Source organism: Streptomyces sp. TLI_171, from assembly GCF_003610255.1.
In the GTDB taxonomy this organism is placed as follows: Bacteria; Actinomycetota; Actinomycetes; order Streptomycetales; family Streptomycetaceae; genus Kitasatospora.
The window spans coordinates 3,869,678-3,889,745 of the sequence record NZ_RAPS01000001.1; the positions used below are offsets into that span (position 1 = coordinate 3,869,678).

General features: G+C 72.8%; 19 protein-coding genes and 2 tRNA genes. 13 read left to right on the forward strand and 8 right to left on the reverse strand.

The genetic code is table 11. The annotated features are described in order from the left end of the window. The first annotated feature begins 13 nt into the window (after positions 1-13). The 6 genes from BX266_RS17730 (at position 14) to BX266_RS17755 (ending at position 4,780) form a co-directional block, all read left to right on the forward strand. On the forward strand, positions 14-823 hold the full coding sequence (locus BX266_RS17730; RefSeq protein ID WP_180290521.1) for a hypothetical protein: 810 nt from the start codon (positions 14-16) through the stop codon (positions 821-823). Further along, the gene (locus tag BX266_RS17735; protein WP_099901006.1) at positions 820-1,776 is read left to right on the forward strand and encodes a nucleic acid/nucleotide deaminase domain-containing protein; all 957 of its coding nucleotides are present in this window, start codon (positions 820-822) and stop codon (positions 1,774-1,776) included. The genes BX266_RS17730 and BX266_RS17735 overlap by 4 nt, the downstream gene beginning before the upstream one ends. A gap of 36 nt (positions 1,777-1,812) precedes the next feature. Next, on the forward strand, positions 1,813-2,508 hold the full coding sequence (locus tag BX266_RS17740) for an SUKH-4 family immunity protein (protein ID WP_099901008.1): 696 nt from the start codon (positions 1,813-1,815) through the stop codon (positions 2,506-2,508). Positions 2,509-2,577: 69 nt separating this feature from the next. Then, entirely contained in the window at positions 2,578-3,270 is a 693-nt protein-coding gene (locus BX266_RS17745) for an SUKH-4 family immunity protein (protein WP_099901010.1), read from the forward strand. A 68-nt stretch (positions 3,271-3,338) separates the two neighbouring features. Beyond that, on the forward strand, positions 3,339-3,896 hold the full coding sequence (locus BX266_RS17750) for an SUKH-4 family immunity protein (protein WP_099901012.1): 558 nt from the start codon (positions 3,339-3,341) through the stop codon (positions 3,894-3,896). Positions 3,897-3,913: 17 nt separating this feature from the next. Then, entirely contained in the window at positions 3,914-4,780 is an 867-nt protein-coding gene (locus BX266_RS17755; protein WP_180290522.1) for a nucleic acid/nucleotide deaminase domain-containing protein, read from the forward strand. A gap of 3 nt (positions 4,781-4,783) precedes the next feature. Here BX266_RS17755 and BX266_RS17760 read toward each other — a convergent pair whose 3' ends face one another. From BX266_RS17760 to purS, 4 genes are all read right to left on the reverse strand, one after another. Next, on the reverse strand, positions 4,784-5,596 hold the full coding sequence (locus BX266_RS17760) for a maleylpyruvate isomerase family mycothiol-dependent enzyme (protein WP_099901016.1): 813 nt from the start codon (positions 5,594-5,596) through the stop codon (positions 4,784-4,786). Between the two features lie 73 nt (positions 5,597-5,669). Further along, on the reverse strand, positions 5,670-7,925 hold the full coding sequence (purL, locus tag BX266_RS17765; protein ID WP_099901018.1) for a phosphoribosylformylglycinamidine synthase subunit PurL: 2,256 nt from the start codon (positions 7,923-7,925) through the stop codon (positions 5,670-5,672). Then, positions 7,925-8,602, reverse strand: coding sequence for a phosphoribosylformylglycinamidine synthase subunit PurQ (gene purQ / locus BX266_RS17770; RefSeq protein WP_099901020.1), 678 nt, complete (start codon positions 8,600-8,602; stop codon positions 7,925-7,927). The genes purL and purQ overlap by 1 nt, the downstream gene beginning before the upstream one ends. Then, a complete protein-coding gene (gene purS / locus BX266_RS17775; protein WP_033250393.1) occupies positions 8,599-8,853 on the reverse strand; it encodes a phosphoribosylformylglycinamidine synthase subunit PurS in 255 nt (84 codons plus the stop codon). The genes purQ and purS overlap by 4 nt, the downstream gene beginning before the upstream one ends. A 422-nt stretch (positions 8,854-9,275) precedes the next feature. Between purS and BX266_RS17780 the strand changes: the two genes are divergently transcribed. From BX266_RS17780 to BX266_RS17810, 7 genes are all read left to right on the forward strand, one after another. Continuing rightward, a complete protein-coding gene (locus tag BX266_RS17780) occupies positions 9,276-9,593 on the forward strand; it encodes an Lsr2 family protein (protein ID WP_073807183.1) in 318 nt (105 codons plus the stop codon). Between the two features lie 151 nt (positions 9,594-9,744). Then, positions 9,745-9,817 (forward strand) — tRNA-Gly (locus BX266_RS17785). A gap of 40 nt (positions 9,818-9,857) precedes the next feature. Next, a tRNA-Gly gene (locus BX266_RS17790) sits at positions 9,858-9,930 on the forward strand. Between the two features lie 178 nt (positions 9,931-10,108). Then, complete coding sequence (locus tag BX266_RS17795; RefSeq protein WP_099901022.1) at positions 10,109-11,089, forward strand: ABC transporter ATP-binding protein; 981 nt, start codon at positions 10,109-10,111, stop codon at positions 11,087-11,089. Next, positions 11,086-11,904: an ABC transporter permease gene (locus BX266_RS17800; RefSeq protein ID WP_099901024.1), complete on the forward strand. Its 819-nt coding sequence runs from the start codon at positions 11,086-11,088 to the stop codon at positions 11,902-11,904. Before BX266_RS17795 ends, BX266_RS17800 begins: the two co-directional genes overlap by 4 nt. A 225-nt stretch (positions 11,905-12,129) precedes the next feature. Continuing rightward, on the forward strand, positions 12,130-13,368 hold the full coding sequence (locus BX266_RS17805) for a sensor histidine kinase (protein ID WP_259464741.1): 1,239 nt from the start codon (positions 12,130-12,132) through the stop codon (positions 13,366-13,368). Further along, complete coding sequence (locus BX266_RS17810) at positions 13,365-13,979, forward strand: response regulator transcription factor (protein ID WP_099901028.1); 615 nt, start codon at positions 13,365-13,367, stop codon at positions 13,977-13,979. Before BX266_RS17805 ends, BX266_RS17810 begins: the two co-directional genes overlap by 4 nt. 28 nt (positions 13,980-14,007) lie before the next feature. Here BX266_RS17810 and BX266_RS17815 read toward each other — a convergent pair whose 3' ends face one another. From BX266_RS17815 to purD, 4 genes are all read right to left on the reverse strand, one after another. Further along, positions 14,008-14,907, reverse strand: coding sequence for a phosphoribosylaminoimidazolesuccinocarboxamide synthase (locus BX266_RS17815; RefSeq protein ID WP_099901030.1), 900 nt, complete (start codon positions 14,905-14,907; stop codon positions 14,008-14,010). Between the two features lie 58 nt (positions 14,908-14,965). Next, on the reverse strand, positions 14,966-16,507 hold the full coding sequence (locus tag BX266_RS17820) for a N,N-dimethylformamidase beta subunit family domain-containing protein (RefSeq protein ID WP_099901032.1): 1,542 nt from the start codon (positions 16,505-16,507) through the stop codon (positions 14,966-14,968). 151 nt (positions 16,508-16,658) lie between these two features. Beyond that, the gene (locus BX266_RS17825; RefSeq protein ID WP_099901033.1) at positions 16,659-18,152 is read right to left on the reverse strand and encodes a hypothetical protein; all 1,494 of its coding nucleotides are present in this window, start codon (positions 18,150-18,152) and stop codon (positions 16,659-16,661) included. A 440-nt stretch (positions 18,153-18,592) separates the two neighbouring features. Next, positions 18,593-19,837 (reverse strand): phosphoribosylamine--glycine ligase, encoded by a 1,245-nt coding sequence (gene purD, locus BX266_RS17830; protein WP_099901035.1) that lies wholly within the window; start codon positions 19,835-19,837, stop codon positions 18,593-18,595. Positions 19,838-20,068: the final 231 nt, after the last annotated feature.

The window sequence follows — 20,068 nt, forward strand, 5'->3', positions numbered from 1 at the left end:
AAGGAAATTCGACATGGGCGTGGTCCTGCCCGGCGAGCTCGCCTGGGTGCTCGACCTGATCGGCGTCAACTGGCCCAACGTCGACGAGGACGAGTACCGCGAGATGGCGGACGAACTCCGCGACCTCGCCGCCACCCTGACCTCCGACGGCCAGCAGATCGAAAGCTCGGTCCAGGAGTTCCTCGGCATCAACGAGGGCGCCGGAGTCGCGGCGTTCCAGGCGCACTGGGACAAGGTCATCGGCACCCACATGCCCCAAGTCGCCCAGGCCATCGAACTGTTCGCCTACGGCCTGGACGGCGCGGCCCTGGTGATCACCGGCGCGAAGATCGCCGCCCTGGTCCAACTCGGCATCCTCGCCGCCGAGGTGATCGCCGCCCAGGCCGCCGCCCCGTTCACCCTCGGCCTGTCCGAGGCCGGTGCGCTCGGCGCCACCCAGGCCACCCGCATCATCGTCAAACGCCTGCTCAAAGAGGCCGAACAGCAACTGCTGTCCCAGTTGCTCTCGCTCGTCGAGGGCCCGGTCTACGCCGCGCTCGGCAACATCGCCCAGGACCTCGTCGTCCAGCTCGCCCGCAACGCCGTCGGCGCCCAGCAGGGCATCAACTTCGGCGAGGCCGCCAACGCCGGCAAGACCGGCTTCAAGGACGGCGTCCAGCAGTCCGTCGACCAGGTCAAGGGCTACGCGGACGACCCGCTCGGCGCGGCGAAGCAGTTCGGCGAGAACACCGTCATGGGCGCCGTCCAGAACGGCGGCCGGCCGAACCAGGCACCGTCCCACACCCCGAGCCAGACCGCGAGCAGCCACCGGAGCGGGCGATGAGCGACACCGTCAAGCACGACTACGACGCCGCCGAGAACCTGTCCCGCCAGTTCGACGCGCACTTCGCCACCATGAAGGACCACCACGCCCGGACGACCCGGACCAGGACCAGGGCGGTCAGCGGGCGCGGTGGCGACAAGCTGGGCCAGATCGTCTCCGACATGGCGGACCGGGCCCTCGGCGCGATCGAGACCGCGCTCGACAGCCTCGCGGACCACGCGAAGGACGTCTCCAAGGGCCTCAAGAAGATGAACGAGAACCACCAGGCCCTGGAGAAGAAGCTCGCCGACGACTACAAGCGGATCCTCAGCGGCCACGACACCACCCCGGTGTACCTGCTGGACCACAAGGGCGACCTGCACCGCCTGCACGCCGACGGCTCCAAGACCAAGGTGGACAAGGACACTCACGACGACAGCGGGATCAAGGACTTCATCCCGAACGGCAACCACCCGCGCTTCAGGCCCGACCAGACGAAGATTCCACCGGTGGGCTCGCCGGCCGTGCACTCCCGCAAGGTCCGTAGTGGCGGCTCCGAGCTGGCCCGGGCCACCGAGCGGGCGAGGCACGCACAGCGCGACTACGGAACCCCGGTCTCCAAGAGCACACCCGCGTCCAGGGCCCGGAGCAACTACGCGGCACTCCACTACCAGGACGGCGAGCGGAACTTCATCCTGGTCTCACGCAGCGACTTCCTCATGGGGGCGCACTCCGAGCAACGGATCGCCGCTCCCATCCTGGAGCACATGCAAGGTCCCAACATCCGCGCCCTGTATACCGAGAGAGCCCCGTGCGATGCGCCGAGGTCCAACTGTGGCGCCTGGCTCCACAAGACGTTTCCGCATCTCACGGACGTGAGCCACAGTTTCGACTACAGCGACGACCATACGGACCACACGAACTACCTGGGACGCCTCAAGCAGCGCCGGGCGCAGCTCTTCGGCAGCCCGTGAGGCCCGGCCCCGATCCCGCCCGGTTAGGCTGACGGCATGACGTCCGACGCACCCTTGCCTCCGGTTCGCCCCGTCAGCCGCGCCGAGTTGGAACAGGTCTACGGCGTCGACGGACTCCGCCGCGTCCCCGCGGCGGAGCTGCCCGCCGTCATCACCAACCCCGCCGCGCGCGACTTCCTCTGCGAGATCGGCCTCATCGACGCTCCGGGCACCATGGTCCAACTCCACGGAACGCTGCTCCGCAGCCTGTCCGAGGACTGCACGCCGGAAGGCCCCGCCCACTACTGGCCCGGCCTGCCCGACGACGGCACCGCCATGGTGGTCGTCGGCCACTACGGCTCGGGCACCTTCGCGCTCGACGGCACCACCGGAGAGGTGTACGCCCTCGGCGTCCACCGACCGCCGACCGTCGACGGCCGCCCCGCCCACCGCAGTCTGCACTCCCTGGCCCGCTGCCAACTCGCCTTCGGCGGACGGGAACTGGCGATCATGGCCGACCAGATGGACCCCGACACCATCGACTGGTGCCGCGCCCACCTGCCGGAGTTCGCCGAACTGCACCCCCCGTTCTTCGACACGGGCGAGGACGTGGACCCTGAATTCCTGGACCAGCTGCCCGCGCTGGAGGATGTCCTCGCCGACCTGACCGCCAAACTGCGCGCGGTCGAACCCGGCTTGCTCGACCAGCCGGTCTGGCAGGACATCATGCACGACTTCCAGCACGGCTACTGACCCAAGCAGCCCACCCTCGAACGGCGAGACCTCGTAACCGCCTCTCCCGGGCCCGGTTGGGCTGTCGGCATGCAACCCGTAGAGTCCCTGCGACCCATCCGGCCGGTCACCCGCGCCGAGTTGGAACAGGTCTACGGCGTCGACGGACTCCGCCGCGTCCCCGCGACCGAGCTGCCCGCCGTCATCACCGACCCCGCCGCGCGCGACTTCCTCTGCGAGATCGGCCTGCCGGACGCGCCCAGCGCGATCGTCTGCCAGGTGGAGCCGTTGCTCGTCGGTCTGCCCGAAGCGTGCGCGCCGGAAAGCCCTGCCGGCCACTGGCCCGGATTGCCGGACGGCGGCGCCGCCATGGTGGTGGTCGGCTCCTCCGTCGCAGGCACCTTCGCGCTCGACGGAGCCACCGGAGAGGTGTACGCCCTGGGCGCGCACCAGCCGCCGACTGTCGGCGGCCGCCCCGCCCACCACAGCCTGCACTCCCTGGCCTGCTGCCAACTCGCTTTCGGCGGACGGGAGATGTGGACCGCGGTCGCCCGGCTGGACCAGGCGGACATCGACTGGTGCCGGGCCCACCTGACGGAGTTCGCCGAGCTGTACCCCGCCTCCCTCGACGAGGACGGGTACGAGGAGGACCCCGAGACCGAGCTGCCGAGCGACGACGAGATCTTCGCCGACCTGACCGCCAAACTGCGCGCGATCGAACCCGGACTGCTCGACCAGCCGGTCTGGCAGACCATCGTGCACGAATTCCGCCACGGCTACTGACCGCACGCTCCCCGCGTTCGCGTGGTGACCCTGTGACCGTCGCGCCCGGGCGTGGATAGGGTGTCGACATGGTGCCTGTCGACTCCCCGCTACCCGTCATCCAGCCGGTCACCCGCGCCGAGCTGGAGGTCGCCTACGGCGTGGACGGCCTGTTCCGGGTTTCCGAGTCGCAACTGCCCGCCGTGGTCACCGACCCTGGCACGCGCGCCTTCCTCAGCGAGATCGGCCTGCCCCACGCCCCCGGCGCGTTCATCAGGCCCGAGCGGCCGCCGCTTCCCCCTCTGTCCGAGCGTTCCGCCGATCCCGCCGGCTGCTGGCCGGAGCTGCCGAACAACGGCAGCACCATGGTCGTCCTCGGCTCGTGGGGGACGGTGTTCGCCCTGGACGGCGCCACTGGCGAGGTATACGCCCTGCTCCCGCACCAGGAAGCGACCGTCGACGGCCGCCCCACCCACCGCAGCCAGCACTCGCTGCTCCGCTGCCAACTCGCCTTCGGCGCCCAGGAGCTGAACCTCCTCGGCGACCTGATGGAGTATGGGCTCCCGATCGATGACGGAATCGAACCCGACCTGACGCGCCACCCCGGATGGGACTCGATCCTCCGGCACTTCCGCTACGGCTACTGACCCGAAACGACGGAGCCATGACCACCAACCTCACCCAGCGCCTGCTCGACCGCTTCGGCCCGTCCGGCCTGCGCCGCCCCACCCCCGCCGAGCTCGCCGCCACCGTCGCCCCGGCCGACGCGGCCGCGCTGCTGACCTCCGCCGGGCTGCCGCTCCAGGTCGGGCCGTACTTCAGCGCCGCTCGCGAGGACGAGCCGCTGCGGCTCGCCGACTGGGCCCGCAGCATCGGCCTGGCGGCCGACGAGCGGCCGGAGGCGGGCTGGGCGCGGCTCGGCAACGACCGGGGCGCGGAGCTGTGCCTGGACGGGCAGGGCCGGGTCTGGGCGGTGTACGTCGCCTTCCAGGGCCCGTCCGTGCCGGTGAACGCCGGCCTGGCGGCGTTCCTCGACAACCTGTGCGAACTGGACGACAACCTGCGGGCATTGGGCTCGACCGGGAACCCGGACGAGGTCTTCCGGCTGTTCTCGACGGCGGAGAGCAGGATGCGCGGCACCGACCTGCGGGCGTTCGAGAGCGACGAGCAGTGGTGGCCGCGGGTCCTGGAGGACATCCGGCACACCCGGGGCGTGCCCGGGTACGCGGCGTTCAAGGTGCTCGGCAAGGACGGCGAGCCGCAGATCATCACCGCGGACGGCTCGCTCGCCCTGCACGCCGAGGAGGCACTGTGGCACCGCCTGTCGGCGGGCGGCCTCGCCCCGGAGGACGTCCTAGAGGTCTACACCGAACTGCAGGCCTGCTTCATGCCGGGCCACTACTGCAGCGTGTGGATGGCGCAGACCTTCCCGGACGCCGAGTTCAGCCACAGCTACGACTACGGCGACACGGCGGCCGAACGCGAGGCGGGAATCCGCGAGTTGGCCGCCGCCCTGACCGAGGGCCAGTGAGCCTCAGCCCAGCACCGGCAGGTACCCGCTGAGGTCGCTGCGCTCACCGCTGGCGGTGAGCGCGACGTCCAGCGCGTCGGCCCAGGCCAGCCGGCCGGTGGCCAGTCGGATCCAGGTCAACGGGTCGGTCTCCACCACGTTCGGCGGGGTGCCGCGGGTGTGCCGGGGGCCCTCGACGGCCTGCACCACCGCGTACGGCGGCACCCGCAACTCGACCGCACCGCCCGGGACCTGGGCGGCGAACGCGTCGGCGAGCAGCCGGGCGGCGGAGGCCAGCGCGAAGCGGTCGTGCGGGAACTCGGCGAGGCCCAGCGCGTCGGCCAGGTCGTCGGCGTGCACCACGGTCTCCACCAGCCGGGTGACCAGGAAGTCGGCCAGCAGCATCGGCCCGAACCGCATCGGGATCACCCGGCCGGGCTCCGAGCCCTCCGGGCCGTCCAGCGCCTTCCACAACTCGCCGAACTGCCGGTCGAGTTCGCCGGACACCTGGTCGGCGTCGCCGGCGAACTGCTCGGCCACCAGCTCGACCGCGGTGGAGTTGATCGCGGCCGCCGCGGTCCGGGTCCGCGAGGCCCAGTACAGCGGGGTGATCGGGGCCTGCGGCGGCAGCGGGTCGTGCAGGTGCAGCGGTACCCAGCTGGCCACCATGCCGAGGTGGGCGACGAGTTCGCGCACCCGCCACTCCCCCAGCCGGGTGGGCAGGGCCAGCTGGTCGTCGTCCAGCGCGCGCACGGCGGCGGAGATCGCGTCGAGTTGCCCGGTGAGCGCGGTACGCACCTTCACCGGGTCGTAGGTTCGGGTCTTGGCGGTCGACATGCCCGCAGCGTACAAAACGCCGACGGGCGGCCGGTCCGGATTTCCGGATCGACCGCCCGTCGTTGACGAACCGTCAGGCGAGCAGCGCCTCGATGACGCCGGTGTGGGCGTCGCGCAGCTCGGCCAGGGTGACGGTGAACTGGCCCTGGACCTCCAGGGCGTCACCGTCGACCACGCCGATCCGGGTGGCCGGCAGGCCGCGGGCGCCGCACATGTCGTTGAACCGGAGCTCCTCGCTGCGCGGGACGGCCACCACGGCACGCCCGGCGGACTCGGAGAACAGGAACACGAACGGGTCCATGCCCTCGGGCACGATCACCCGGGCGCCGTTGCCGCCCTTCAGGCAGCTCTCCACCAGGGCCTGCGCGAGGCCGCCGTCGGAGAGGTCGTGCGCGGCGTCGACCATGCCGTCGCGGGAGGCGGCGATCAGGATCTCGCCGAGCAGCCGCTCGCGCTCCAGGTCGACCTTGGGCGGCAGGCCGCCGAGGTGGTTGTGCACCACCTGCGACCACGCGGAGCCGCCCAGTTCGTCGGCGGTGTCGCCGAGCAGGTAGAGCAGCTGACCCTGCTCGCCGAACCCGACCGGGGTGCGCCGGGTGACGTCGTCGATGACGCCGAGCACCGCGACCACGGGGGTCGGGTGGATGGCGACGTCGCCGGTCTGGTTGTACAGCGAGACGTTGCCGCCGGTGACCGGGGTGCCGAGCACCAGGCAGGCGTCGGCCAGGCCGCGGGTGGCCTCGGCGAACTGCCACATCACGTCCGGGTCCTCGGGGGAGCCGAAGTTGAGGCAGTCGGAGACCGCGAGCGGCTTGGCGCCGCCGGCCGCGACGTTGCGGTACGCCTCGGCGAGGGCCAGCTGGGCGCCGGTGTACGGGTCCAGCTTGGCGTAGCGGCCGTTGCCGTCGGTGGCGACCGAGACGCCGAGGTTGGTCTCCTCGTCGATCCGGATCATGCCGGAGTCCTCGGGGGTGGCGAGCACCGTGTTGCCCAGCACGTACCGGTCGTACTGGTCGGTGATCCACGCCTTCGAGGCCTGGTTCGGCGAGCCGGCGACCTTCAGCAGCGCGTCCTTCAGCTCGGCGCCGCTTCCCGGGCGGGCGAGCCGCTCGGCGGTCGGGGCGTCGGCCTGCAGCGCGTCCTGCCAGGACGGGCGGGCGTACGGGCGCTGGTAGGTCGGACCCTCGTGGGCGACGGTGCGCGGCGGCACGTCGACCACCAGCTCACCGTGCCAGAAGATCTCCAGGCGCTCGCCGTCGGTCACCTCGCCGATGACGGTGGCGATGACGTCCCACTTCTCGCAGATCTCCAGGAAGCGGTCGACCTTGCCGGGCTCGACGATGGCGCACATGCGCTCCTGCGACTCGCTCATGAGGATCTCCTCAGGAGAGAGCGTGTGGTCGCGCAGCGGCACGGTGTCCAGTTCGATCCGCATGCCGCCGGTGCCGGCCGAGGCCAGCTCCGAGGTGGCGCAGGACAGGCCGGCGCCGCCGAGGTCCTGGATGCCCGCGACCAGGTCTTCCTTGAAGATCTCCAGGGTGCACTCGATGAGCAGCTTCTCCTGGAACGGGTCGCCGACCTGGACGGCGGGGCGCTTGGCCGGGCCGGTCGCGTCGAAGGTCTCCGAGGCGAGCACCGAGACGCCGCCGATGCCGTCGCCGCCGGTGCGGGCTCCGTACAGGATGACCTTGTTGCCGGGGCCGGAGGCCTTCGCGAGGTGGATGTCCTCGTGCTTCATCACGCCCACGCAGAGCGCGTTGACCAGCGGGTTGCCCTGGTAGCAGGAGTCGAAGACGACCTCGCCGCCGATGTTCGGCAGGCCCAGGCAGTTGCCGTAGCCGCCGATGCCCGCGACGATCCCGGGCAGCACCCGGCGGGTGTCCGGGTGGTCGGCCGCACCGAAGCGCAGCGGGTCCATCACGGCGACCGGGCGGGCGCCCATCGCCAGGATGTCGCGGACGATGCCGCCGATGCCGGTGGCCGCGCCCTGGTAGGGCTCGATGTACGACGGGTGGTTGTGCGACTCCACCTTGAAGGTGACCGCGTAGCCCTGGCCGACGTCGACGACGCCGGCGTTCTCGCCGATGCCGACGAGCATCGCGTCGTTCTGCGGGGCCTTCTCGCCGAACTGCTTGAGGTGGACCTTGGAGCTCTTGTACGAGCAGTGCTCCGACCACATCACCGAGTACATGGCGAGCTCGGCGCCGGTCGGGCGGCGGTCGAGGATCTCCCGGATCCGGGCGTACTCGTCCTGCTTGAGGCCGAGTTCGGCCCAGGGCTGGGCCGCGTCCGGGGTCTGCTCGGCGTTCTTGACGGTGTCGAGGCTCATCAGGCGTTCACCAGCTGCTTCAGGACGGAAGTGAAGAAGCCCAGGCCCTCGGTGGTCGGACCGGTGAGCGGCTCCACGGCGTGCTCCGGGTGCGGCATCAGGCCGACGACATTGCCCGCCGCGTTGGTGATGCCGGCGATGTCGCGGTACGAACCGTTCGGGTTCACATCGAGGTAGCGGGCCACGATGCGGCCCTCCGCCTCGAGTTCGTCGAGGACGCGCTCGTCGGCGACGAACCGGCCCTCGCCGTTCTTCAGCGGAACGACGATTTCCTGGCCGGCCGAGTAATCCCGGGTCCAGGCGGTGTCGGCGTTCTCGATGCGCAGCTTCTGGTCGCGGCAGATGAAGTGCAGCGAGTCGTTCCGGGTGAGCGCGCCGGGCAGCAGGTGCGATTCGCACAGCACCTGGAACCCGTTGCAGATACCGAGGACGGGCATTCCCAGCTTGGCCTGCTCGATGATGGTGTCCATCACCGGGGAGAAGCGGGAGATGGCACCGCAGCGCAGATAGTCGCCGTAAGAGAATCCGCCGGGCAGGACGACGGCGTCGACCTGGTGGAGATCCTTGTCACGGTGCCAGAGGGCGACCGGCTCGGCGCCGGCCAGGCGGACCGCGCGCTGGGCGTCGCGGTCGTCGAGGGAACCGGGGAAAGTGACGACGCCGACTCGGGTGGTCACTTCCCCTCCTCCTCGACGCGGACGGTGAAGTCCTCGATCACGGTGTTGGCGAGGAAGGTCTCGGCGGCCTCGCGGATGCGGGCGAGCGCGGCGTCGTCGACCGGCCCTTCCAGCTCCAGTTCGAAACGCTTGCCCTGGCGGACGTCGGCGATCCCGGCGAATCCGAGGCGCGGCAGTGCACGCTGCACCGCCTGGCCCTGGGGGTCGAGGATCTCCGGCTTGAGCATGACGTCGACTACGACGCGTGCCACTGGCACTCCCGGTGGTGATTGCGTTCAGGCGGGGGACCTTCAGCCTACCTGGGTGCGAAGGCCGTCTTGCGGTCCACTGGCGGCAACGCGCGTAGACCGACGCCCCTTACGCAGCAAGGGTTCCGGGCCCTCCGAACGCCTCTCCGGCCCCACCCGCCGCATCCGATTTCGTCGGTTTAATCCCGTCTGTAACGAGCAGGTATCGGCGTCGGAGGGAACCCCGTGAATATCCGGAAAAAAGGAATCCCCAACTCTTCGATTTCACCGCCCTCCGGGTGCAGAATAGGGCGACCGGCAGCCGAACGCGCCGCATCTCGGCGCGGGCTCCCCTGCCCGCCGGCGGATGCCGTGGTCCCGGCCCAACGGACCGGCGGGGCATCCGAGACCCCCGACGGCCGAATTGCCCGAGAGGATTGACACCCATGGCTCAGCGTGTAGTCGTCACGCTCTCCGATGATCTGGACGGCGGCGCCGCCGCAGAAACCGTCCACTTCGGTGTGGACGGGAAGTCCTACGAGATCGACCTGTCCGCCGACAACGCGGAAAAGCTTCGGGAGGCCCTCGCCCCGTTCGTCGCCGCCGGCCGCCGGCAGAGCCGCAGCGGAAAGTCCTTCCGCCGCACCGCACTCACCCCGGACCCGGCCGCGGTGCGCGCCTGGGCCCAGTCGAACGGCATGGAACTCCCGGCCCGCGGCCGCATCCCGAAGCACGTGTACGAGGCGTTCTCCGAGAACAACTGACGCCCACCGCAGGGCCGTTGCGGCCCCACAGGCCTTCCCCGGCCACGCCGCCGGGGAAGGGTGGGGCGAGCAGGCCGATTGATGTTGTAGAGTAATTCTCGTCGCCGCAACCGGGGAGACCCGAGCGGGGCGGCCGGTGCGCAAGCACCGTGCGGACGTGGCTCAGTTGGTAGAGCATCACCTTGCCAAGGTGAGGGTCGCGAGTTCGAATCTCGTCGTCCGCTCGCAGCTAGCGTTAACAGCTGTACACAAGTGAATATCCCTGCGGACGTGGCTCAGTTGGTAGAGCATCACCTTGCCAAGGTGAGGGTCGCGAGTTCGAATCTCGTCGTCCGCTCCGGTTCCGAAGGCCCCCTCGACCGAGGGGGCCTTCGGCGTTCTCCGCCCCGGTTCCCCGGTCGGCCCCGCCGGTCGCACCACCGATGACATTTGTCATCGCCGACCCGTGGAACTCCACCGGCGCGCGGTGACGGCCCGCACTACTGGTGGGGCCGGACCGCCGGAAGGCTGGAGTCATGACCGACACCAGCCGTCCCCGCCCCGCCGTCGAGGCCCGCGGGCTGCACCGCCGCTACGGGCCGTCCGGCGCCGCCGGCTTCGAGGCCGTCCGCGGCCTGGACCTCACCGTCGCCACCGGCGAGCTGTTCGCGCTGCTCGGCACCAACGGCGCCGGCAAGACCTCCACCCTGGAGGTGCTGGAGGGCCTGGCCGCGCCGACCGCGGGCGAGGTCCGGGTGCTCGGCCTGGACCCGGTCCGGCAGCGCGCCGCGCTCCGGCCGCGGATCGGCATCATGCTCCAGGAGGGCGGCTTCCCCGGGGAGTTGACCGTCGCCGAGACCGGCCGCTGCTGGGGCGGCCTGACCACCGGCGCCCGCACCGTGGACGAGGCGCTCGACCTGGTCGGCCTGCTGCCGCGGCGCAAGGTGCGGGTCAAGCAGCTGTCCGGCGGCGAGCGCCGCCGCCTCGACCTGGCGATGGCCCTGCTCGGCCGGCCCGAGGTGCTGTTCCTGGACGAGCCGTCCACCGGACTGGACCCGGAGGCCCGGGCCGCGGTGTGGCGGCTGATCCGCGAACTGCGGGCGACCGGCACCACGGTGGTGCTCACCACGCACTACCTGGAGGAGGCCGAGGAACTCGCCGACCGGCTGGCGATCATGCACCACGGCCGGGTGGTGGTCGGCGGCACGGTCGCCGAGGTGCTCGCCGAGCACCCCGCCCGGATCAGCTTCGAACTGCCCGAGCGCACCGGCCCGCACGCCGCCCTCGACCTGCCGCTGCTGCCCGGCGCCGAACCGCAACTCGACGGCCGCCGGGTCACCCTGCGCACCGCCGACCTGCAGGGCACCCTCACCGAACTGCTCGGCTGGGCCGCCCACCACCGGGTCGCGCTGGCCCGGCTGGACGCCCGCAGCGCCTCCCTGGAGGAGGCCTTCCTCGCCGTCGCCGCCGGCGCCGCGACCCCCGCCCTCCCCGAGACCCTCGGAAGTGCCGCATGAGCCTCGCCGCCGCCCCCGCCACCACCACGCCCGTCGGCCGGCTGCTCGCCCTCGGCCGTGCCGAGGCCGTCCTGCTGCGCCGCAACCGCACCGCGATGTTCCTCGCCCTGGTGCTGCCCTTCGCCCTGGTCGGCTCGCTCCGCTCGATCCTGCGGGCCGCCTCCGAACAGACCCCCGGCCTGGACGTGAACGCCAACCTGATCACCAGTTCGATGGGCCTGGTGCTGCTGGTCGTCGTCTACTGCAACCTGACCACCGCCTACACCGCCCGCCGCAACGAGCTGGTGATGAAGCGGCTGCGCACCGGCGAGGCCGGGGACACCGAGATCCTGTTCGGCACCGCCGTCCCCTCGATCGGGCTGGCCCTGCTCCAGTGCCTGCTGCTGGGCGTCGGCGGCGCGGTGCTGCTCGACCTGCGCACCCCCGCCAACCCGCTGCTGATGCTGGCCGGACTGGCCCTGTCCGCAGTCCTGCTGACGGCACTCGCGGCCCTGTCCAGCGCGGTCACCAAGACCGTGGAGACGGCCGGCATCACCACCCTCCCGCTGATGCTGGCCGCGCAGTTCGGCTCCGGCCTGATGGTCCCGCTGGAGTCCATGTCGGACACCATGGCGAACGTCTGCCGCCTGCTGCCCACCACCCCCGCCCTGCAACTGCTCCGGATCGGCTGGTTCGGCACCGACGGCACCGGCCCCTCCGAAGGCTTCGCCGGCACCTGGAGCCAGGCCGCCGTCCCCCTCCTGCTGGCCCTCGCCTGGACCGCCGCCGCAGCCTGGGCCACCCGCCACTGGTTCCGCTGGGAACCCCGCCGCTGACCCGCCGCCCCTCCCGGCCGATCTCCCCCACCGGCCGCGCGCAGCGCACCCCCCTCTCTCTCCTCCCTCCCGGCTGATCTCCCTCACCTGCCGCGCGCAGCGCACCCCATCTTCTCCGCCCGGCTGGTCTCCCCCACCGGCCGCGCGCAGCGCACCCCCTTCCCCTCCCTCAAGGCTGGCAAGATGCTCGGAAGTCGTCAGAGAGCGGGGTACCCAGCCGTGCGGGTGAGCAGGCCCAGGCCGGTCCGGCGCTGGCGGTCGCTGTCGAAGCCGCAGCGCACCGAGTTCTACGTGCGCTGGTCGCTGTACGCGGTGGCGTTGGCGCAGCCGGTGGTGACGCTCGGGCTGGTGGCCGGTTCGATCGGCCACCGCGGGGTGGTCGGCTGGGAGTTGGCGGCGGGCGTGACCGGCACGCTGGCCGCCTCGGTGCTGAACGGCTTGCTGATCCGGGTCGGCCTGCCCGCGTATCTCGGGCGGCGCCCGCAGCCGTACCGCTGGGTGGTGCTGGCGGGGGCGGTCTCGGTCGCCACCTCGGTGGCGGTGCTGTTGCTGGGGCCGCCGCTGGAGTCGGACAGTTCGTTCTCGACCACGGTCGGCATGGTGACGATGACCTTCTGGATCGCCACCGCCGCGGTGGCGCTGCCGATCCGGGAGGCCGCCGTCGCGGCGGTGGCGGGGATGGCGCTGGTCGCCGCGCCGCTGCTGTGGTCGGGCGCGGAGCCGGGGTTCGTGGCGGGGATGGCGGTGGGCTGTCTGATCGGCGCGTCGCTGGCGGCGGGGACGGCCCGGGGCTCGGCCTGGACGGCGAAGGTGGTGTGGGAGCTGGACGAGGCCCGCGACACCCAGGCGCGGCTGGCCGTCGCCGAGGAGCGGCTGCGGTTCTCCCGCGACCTGCACGACGTGCTGGGCCGCAACCTGGCCACCATCGCGTTGAAGAGCGAGCTGGCCGTCCAGCTGGCGCGCCGTCAGCGCCCGGAGGCGGTGGATCAGATGACCGAGGTGCAGCGGATCGCGCAGGACTCGCAGCGCGAGGTCCGCGAGGTGGTGCGCGGCTACCGCACCGTGGAGCTGCACACCGAGCTGATCGGCGCGGCCTCGGTGCTGCGTGCCGCGAACGTCGACTGCCGGACCGAGCTGGCGGGCGCGGACACGCTGCCGGCCGAGGCGCAGTCGGTGCTGGGCTGGGTGGTGCGGGAGGCGGCGACGAACGTGCTGCGGCACTCGGAGGCGGCGAACTGCCTGTTCCGGCTACGAGTGTCCGGCGGCACGGCGGTGCTGGAGGTGGAGAACGACGGGGTGCCGGCCGTTCCGGCGCCCCGCACCGAGGGCGCGGGCAGCGGCCTGCGCGGCCTGGGCGAGCGGCTGGCCGCGCACGGCGGCGGCCTGAGCACCGCCGGCAGCGGCTCCGGGCGGTTCCGCCTGACCGCCGAACTACCCATCGGAGCAAGGGAGTCCGTGGCATGACCGACCGAGTGCGGGTGCTGCTCGCCGACGACGAGCATCTGATCCGCGGTGCGCTGGCGGCGCTGCTGGCACTGGAGGACGACCTGACGGTGGTCGCCGAGGCGGCGTCCGGTCCCGAGGCGCTGGCGATGGCGGCCGCGCACCGCCCGGACGTGGCGGTGCTGGACCTGCAGATGCCGGGCCTGGACGGCCTGGAGGTGGCCGCCGAGCTGCGCCGCCGGCTGCCGGAGTGCCGGGTGATGATCGTGACCGGGCACGGGCGGCCGGGTTATCTGAAGCGGGCGCTGGAGACCGGTGTCCGCGGCTTCCTGCCGAAGACCGTCTCGGCCTCCGACCTGGCCGGGATCATCCGCACGGTCCGGGCGGGCGGCCGCTACGTGGACCCGGAGCTGGCCGCGGAGGCGATCAGTGCGGGCGACTCCCCGCTGACGCCGCGCGAGACGGACGTGCTGGAGCTGGCCGCGAACGGCTCCTCGATCGTGGAGATCGCCGACCGGGCGGCGCTGTCGCAGGGCACGGTGCGCAACTACCTGTCCTCGGCGGCGGGCAAGCTGGGCGCGGAGAACCGGCACGCGGCGGTGCGGATCGCCCGCGAGCACGGCTGGCTGTGACGGTCCGTCACAGCCGGCCGCGGGAGGATCACTTCCAGCTCAGCCCGGTGAGCTTCTCGTACGCGTCGATGTAGCGCTGCCGGGTGTGCTCGACGATCGCGTCGGGCAGCTGCGGCGGCGGGTTCTCGCTCTTGCGGTCCCAGCCGGAGGCGGGCGAGGTCAGCCAGTCGCGGATGATCTGCTTGTCGAAGGACGGCTGGTCGCGGCCGGGCTCCCACTGGTCGGCGGGCCAGTAGCGGGAGGAGTCCGGGGTCAGCACCTCGTCGCCGATGACCAGTTCGCCGTCCAGCAGGCCGAACTCGAACTTGGTGTCGGCGAGGATCAGGCCGCGCTCGCGGGCGATGTCGCGGGCCCGGCCGTACACGGCGAGGGTGATCTGGCGCAGGTTGGCGGCGAGTTCCGCGCCGATCCGGCGGGCGGTCTCCTCGTAGGGGACGTTCTCGTCGTGCTCGCCGACCTCGGCCTTGAGCGCCGGGGTGTAGATCGGCGCGGGCAGCTCGGAGCTGTTGTCCAGGCCCTCGGGCAGCGCGATGCCGCACACGGTGCGGGAGGCCCGGTACTCCTCCAGGCCGGAGCCGGCCAGGTAGCCGCGGGCGACGCACTCCACCGGCACCATGTCCAGGCTGCGGCAGATCAGGGTGCGTCCTGCCCAGTCGGCGGGAGCACCCGCCGGGACGTCGGTGGAGATGACGTGGTTGGGCACCAGGTCGGCGATCCGCTCGAACCACCACAGGGACAGCTGGGTGAGGATGCGGCCCTTGTCGGGGATCTCGTTGGGCAGCACCCAGTCGTAGGCGGAGGTCCGGTCGCTGGCCACCATCACCAGGTTGCCGTTGCCGTCCCGGTACAGGTCGCGCACCTTGCCGGTGTGCAGGTGGACCAGGCCGGGCACCTGGACCGGCTCGGGCTTGGTGACGAATCCGCTCACGCTCAGTCAGTCCTCACAGCTGGGGGGCTCTGCGACCGAGTCTTTCACGTTCGCCCGGTCAGGAGCCGGTGCGCCCCTCCTTGCACAGGTGGTCGAGCAGGTTGGCGGTGGCCCGCTGGATCCGCTCGTCGGTGTGCCCGGGCCGGTCGAGCGCCGGCGACCAGGCGAAGGTCCCGGCGGCGAACACGTACGCGCCGCTGGGCGCCCGGTACAGCGAGGTCTCCTGGTGGGTGAGCCGCCCGGCGGCGTCCCGGTACGGGGAGTGCGCGAGCAGGGTGCGCTCGCTGTACGCGGGCAGCGCGACCTTCGGGTAGTAGCGGTCGGCCTCCCCGGCCACCAGCCCGGGCAGCGCCTCACCCTCGGCCAGGCCGGTCCCCTGCCACAGCCAGTGCGCGGTGTTCCGGGCCACCAGGGGCACCGGCGCGGGCACGCTGCCCGCGTACTGGATGCCCAGCAGGTGCTGCTCCGGCTCCCCGGCGTCCCGCCACAGCGCGGAGGCCGAGCCCGCCGTCCCCGCGGCCGGGTGGTCGGCGGCGAGCCGCTGCCGTTTGCGGCAGTTCAGCAGCCGGGACGGCTCGCCGTTCGGCCCGGGAGACAGCTCGACCCGCCAGTACACGCTGTTCGCGGACAGGAACACCAGCGAGGTGCCGCCGTCCCTGGCCCGTTCGGCGGCCCGCCGCATCGGCTCCGACCAGTACTCGTCGTGCCCGGGGAAGACCAGCGCCTTGTACCGGGCGGCGTCGACCAGGCCGGCGTGCAGGTCGGTGGCGGTGGCGTAGCCCAGGTCGTAGCCGTAGCGCTCGGCCCACCGGATGAAGTCGTAGGCGTGCCCGACGTGCAGCGGCAGCCCGGCCCCGGCGTGCGGCCGGTCGAAGGAGACCGTGACCGCCGCCTCCGCCTCGCCGACCAGCCGGCCGGTGCCGTCCCAGGCGTGGTACAGGCTGGCCCCGCGGTGGCCGTCCTCGGGGAACAGGTTGTACGCCTGCCAGGTCACGTCGGGCAGCACCAGCAGCAGGTCGGCCGGGTCGAAGTCCCGCACGGTGAACGGGATGTGGCTGCGGTGCCCGCCGTCGGCGGTGGTCAGCACGGCGACGTACGCGCCGGACCGCCAGTCGGCGGGGACCTGCAGCCGCCAGGACTGCCACCAGTGGTGGCAGGAGACGGTGCGGTCGGCGACCATCGGCGCGGGCTGCGCGAGGCCGGCGATCAGCGGGCTGGAGGACACCTGCCGGGCGCCGTCGCCGCCGTCGTGGCCGATCCGGTAGACGTCGACCTGGAACTCCTGCGGCGGGTTCACCGTCACCCGGAAGTCCACCGCGCCGCCGGGCCGCACCACCCCCGCCGAGGCGAAGCCCTTGATCTGCTGGCGCACGTCGTCCGAGTTGCGCGGGCCGCTCACCGCGGCCCGCGGCCGGGACTGGCCGCCGATCGGCTGCTGCCCGGGGGCGTCCACGCTGACGTACCAGGGGACCGCGCCCTCGCCGTCCGCCAGGTAGTGGTCGGGGCTGCGCAGCCACGGCAGCGGGCCCTGCCCGAACGGGTCGGACACCCCGTGCGCCAGCGTGCCGGACTCCCACCGGCGGTTGGACTCCGTCCCCACACGCCCTCCCCACCCTTCGCCCATCCACCGAGGGTTGGCAATTGCCATGCGGATGTGCGTGCCGACCAGGACACCACAGTTTGCTGGCGCAGCGTCACCCCACCGTAGCAATTTGGTCCGGATGAAACCGGTATCCGTGAACAGTCCCGATTCAGCCCGAAAGGCGCACCGGGCGCTCCAGCCGGACCCCGGCCCGCTCCAGCCAGGCGAGCAGCGGCCCGTCCTGCCCGTCCTCCACCGCGAGGGCGACCGCCGGGGCGAGTTCGGCCCGCGGTGCGGCCCGGGACAGCAGGACCGGCCCGTCCAGCCAGTCCAGGCCGGGGGCGGCGGTGCCGGCGTCCACCGCGGCGCAGCAGACGGTCGCGGTGAGGTGCTCGACCAGCAGGTCACGGCCGCTGCGCACGGGTGGCAGCGGGGGCGCGACGCGGGCGCCGCGCGCCACCTGGCCGGCCAGTGCGGCGGCCAGCGTCTCGGCCTCGCCGGCGGCGAGCCGGGCCAGCAGCTTGTCCAGCGCGGGCCCGGTGTGCGGGCGGTCCTCGCCGAGCGCCGCCTGCAGGGCGGCGGCTTGCGCCCGCCAACCCCGGACGACCACCTGGTTCGGGTAGTCCTCCCAGTCGAGCGGCTGCCAGCCCTCGGCCGGCTCCTCGTGCAGCAGTTCGGCGGCCAGCCGGGACACCCGGGCGTCGACCAGGCCGGGCTCCTCCAGCAGGTCGCAGGAGGGGCGGTCGCCGAGCCGGTTCTCGTAGCCGTCGGCGGCCAGCCGGTCGCGGCGGGAGAGTTCGGTGAGCGCCGAGACCACGCCGGCGTTCAGGTGCGCGGGGTGCCGGCCGAGCCGCCAGGCGGGCAGGGCGACCCGGGTGAGCAGCCGGTCCCAGCCCGCGTAGGCCAGGCCGACCTGTTCCTGGGCGGCGATCCGCAGCCCGTAGTCGACGGCATTGGCCTGCTCGGACGCCCAGGCGGCGACGGCGTGCTCCAGCTCGGCGGCGTGCTCGCGGCAGGCGCCGAGCAGCCGGCGGTCGATCAGGTCGACCAGTGCGGCGGGCCCGCGGCGGCGGTCGCCGAGCGAGGCGTCCAGGGTGCGCAGCCAGCGGCGGGCGGCGGCGATGTCCGGATCGGCGGCGGCCGCGGTGCCGGCCACCACGGGGGCGAGCAGGGCGCGCAGCTCGCCGGCCCGCATCCACCACAGGAATGGGGAGCCGATCACCAGCACGGGGGCGGCGGGCGCGGCCCGGTGGCGCGGGTCGTGCGGTTCCTCCAGCCAGCTGTCGCAGTCGGGGGTGAGCGCGATGGCGGCGGGCGCGGGCACGTCCAGCCGGTCGGCCAGCTCCTCGATCAGGCGGTACAGCTCCGGAGCGTCCCTGCGCTCCAGCGGGACGGCCGGGGTCACCGGCGGGACGGCCCGGCGGTGCGCGCGGGCCACCAGGGCGGCCAGCAGCAAGGTCAGCGCGGCGACCGCGCAGACCGCCCAGCGGATGCCGTCCCACAGGGCGGCGTCCGGTGACCCGGGCGCGCCTATGTGTCCGGTGAACCGCCCGGCGAGCAGCACCACCGCGCAGGCGGCGGGCAGCGCGGCGGCCGCCACGGCCCGTCCGCGAACACGCAGGACGGCGTGGGCTCGTGCGCGTGCGGTGTCCACTGCAGTCATCGCCGCGGCACCCCCTTCGCAGCCGACTCGACTCGATCAATTCCGTTACGGGAAGCGGCGGATGCCGAACCCGGTGGTGCGACTCGCGTGGCGCTCTCCTGCCAGTCTCGACGCCCCGCTGCGGGCGGGTGTTCCGGAACTCCGGGGATTCCACCCGTCCTGGTGACACCGCGACGGGGCGCGCCACCGCTCCCAGCATCCCCCCGGCGTGCCGCGGCGACGAGCCGCGTCCGCGCCGACGCCCCCGCCCCTGCGCGATGCAGCGCACCCTACGGCGCATGCCCGCGCCCCGTCAGCAGGATGCCCAGGTCATCACCCGAAGGACTGGTTTTCCGGGCTTGGCGCTGACGTCCGCGACCTCGGGAAACGCCGCGGGGCGCTGCGTCCGGACGGGTCGGTCCGGGCACAGCGCCCCGCGGGAGCGGTCTGCCAGTGGGCTGCTACTCGGCAGCCTTCAGCGCGATGTCGGTGCGGTGCTGGGAGCCCTTGAAGGAGATCTTCGCGACGCCCGCGTACGCCTTGGCCCTGGCCTCGGCCAGGTCCGTTCCGGTGGCGGTGACGGACAGCACCCGGCCGCCCGCGGTCAGCACCTCGCCGTCCGCACCGGCCCTGGTGCCGGCGTGCAGCACGAACGCGGCGCCGTCGGCCTCCGCCGCGTCCAGGCCCTCGATCGGGTCGCCGGTGCGCGGGTCGGCCGGGTAGCCCTCGGAGGCCAGCACCACGGTGACCGCGGCGTCCTCGGACCAGCGCAGCGGCTCCAGCTCGGCCAGCGTGCCGTTGGCGGCGGCCAGCAGGACGCCCGCCAGCGGGGTGCGCAGCCGGGCCAGCACCACCTGGGTCTCCGGGTCGCCGAACCGGGCGTTGAACTCGATCACCCTGGTGCCGCGCGAGGTCAGCGCCAGGCCCGCGTACAGCAGGCCGGAGAACGGGGTGCCGCGGCGGCGCAGCTCGTCGACGGTGGGCTGCAGGACGGTCTCCAGCACCTCCGCGACCAGGCCCTCCGGGGCCCACGGCAGCGGGGTGTAGGCGCCCATGCCGCCGGTGTTCGGGCCCTGGTCGCCGTCCAGCGCGCGCTTGAAGTCCTGCGCGGGGACCAGCGGCAGCACCGTGGTGCCGTCGGTGATCGCGAACAGCGACACCTCCGGGCCGTCCAGGTACTCCTCGATGACCACCCGCTCGCAGGCCTCGGCGTGGGCCAGCGCGGCGGCGCGGTCCTCGGTGACCACGACGCCCTTGCCGGCCGCCAGGCCGTCGTCCTTCACCACGTACGGGGCGCCGAACGCGTCCAGCGCCTCGGCGGCCTCGGCCGCGGTGGTGCAGACGTAGGAGCGCGCGGTGGGGACGCCGGCGCCCGCCATCACGGCCTTGGCGAAGGCCTTGGAGCCTTCCAGCTGCGCGGCCTCCTTGCCGGGGCCGAACACCGGGATGCCGGCCGCCCGCAGCGGCTCGGCGACGCCCGCGACCAGCGGGGCCTCCGGGCCGACCACGACCAGGTCGGCGGCCAGTTCGCGGGCCAGCGCGGTGACCGCGGCGCCGTCCAGCTGGTCGACCGGGTGCAGCGTGGCGACCTTGGCGATCCCGGCGTTGCCCGGCGCGCAGTGCAGCTCGGTGACGGCAGGATCTTGGGACAGTGAGCGGCACAGGGCGTGTTCGCGGGCGCCGGTTCCGATGACGAGGACCTTCACGCCTGCCAAGCCTAGTCGGTGGCCGGTTCCGGTCCGTCGGCGGCTCCGTGGGAAGGTCCAGGCGGTGTACGAATCCGGCGTCCGAATTCGTAGGAAAACACAGGGATCGCCTCGAACGGCCGCGCTGTCAGGTCGGCAGCCCCGGTTCACCTCGCTCGGACGGGTGAAATCCGGCCACCCGCCGCAACCCTCTCACCTCGGCTTCCGGAGGTGAAATCACATAACGATCAC

Excerpts from the sequence above, each read along its gene's own strand:
- BX266_RS17760 (WP_099901016.1), bottom strand. The coding sequence starts at position 5,596 with ATGTCGACCGCCAAGACCCGAACCTACGACCCGGTGAAGGTGCGTACC.
- purL (WP_099901018.1), bottom strand. The coding sequence starts at position 7,925 with ATGAGCCTCGACACCGTCAAGAACGCCGAGCAGACCCCGGACGCGGCC.
- BX266_RS17735 (WP_099901006.1), top strand. The coding sequence starts at position 820 with ATGAGCGACACCGTCAAGCACGACTACGACGCCGCCGAGAACCTGTCC.
- BX266_RS17780 (WP_073807183.1), top strand. The coding sequence starts at position 9,276 with ATGGCTCAGCGTGTAGTCGTCACGCTCTCCGATGATCTGGACGGCGGC.
- BX266_RS17740 (WP_099901008.1), top strand. The coding sequence starts at position 1,813 with ATGACGTCCGACGCACCCTTGCCTCCGGTTCGCCCCGTCAGCCGCGCC.
- BX266_RS17750 (WP_099901012.1), top strand. The coding sequence starts at position 3,339 with ATGGTGCCTGTCGACTCCCCGCTACCCGTCATCCAGCCGGTCACCCGC.
- BX266_RS17755 (WP_180290522.1), top strand. The coding sequence starts at position 3,914 with ATGACCACCAACCTCACCCAGCGCCTGCTCGACCGCTTCGGCCCGTCC.
- BX266_RS17810 (WP_099901028.1), top strand. The coding sequence starts at position 13,365 with ATGACCGACCGAGTGCGGGTGCTGCTCGCCGACGACGAGCATCTGATC.
- BX266_RS17795 (WP_099901022.1), top strand. The coding sequence starts at position 10,109 with ATGACCGACACCAGCCGTCCCCGCCCCGCCGTCGAGGCCCGCGGGCTG.
- BX266_RS17800 (WP_099901024.1), top strand. The coding sequence starts at position 11,086 with ATGAGCCTCGCCGCCGCCCCCGCCACCACCACGCCCGTCGGCCGGCTG.
- BX266_RS17745 (WP_099901010.1), top strand. The coding sequence starts at position 2,578 with ATGCAACCCGTAGAGTCCCTGCGACCCATCCGGCCGGTCACCCGCGCC.
- BX266_RS17825 (WP_099901033.1), bottom strand. The coding sequence starts at position 18,152 with ATGACTGCAGTGGACACCGCACGCGCACGAGCCCACGCCGTCCTGCGT.
- BX266_RS17730 (WP_180290521.1), top strand. The coding sequence starts at position 14 with ATGGGCGTGGTCCTGCCCGGCGAGCTCGCCTGGGTGCTCGACCTGATC.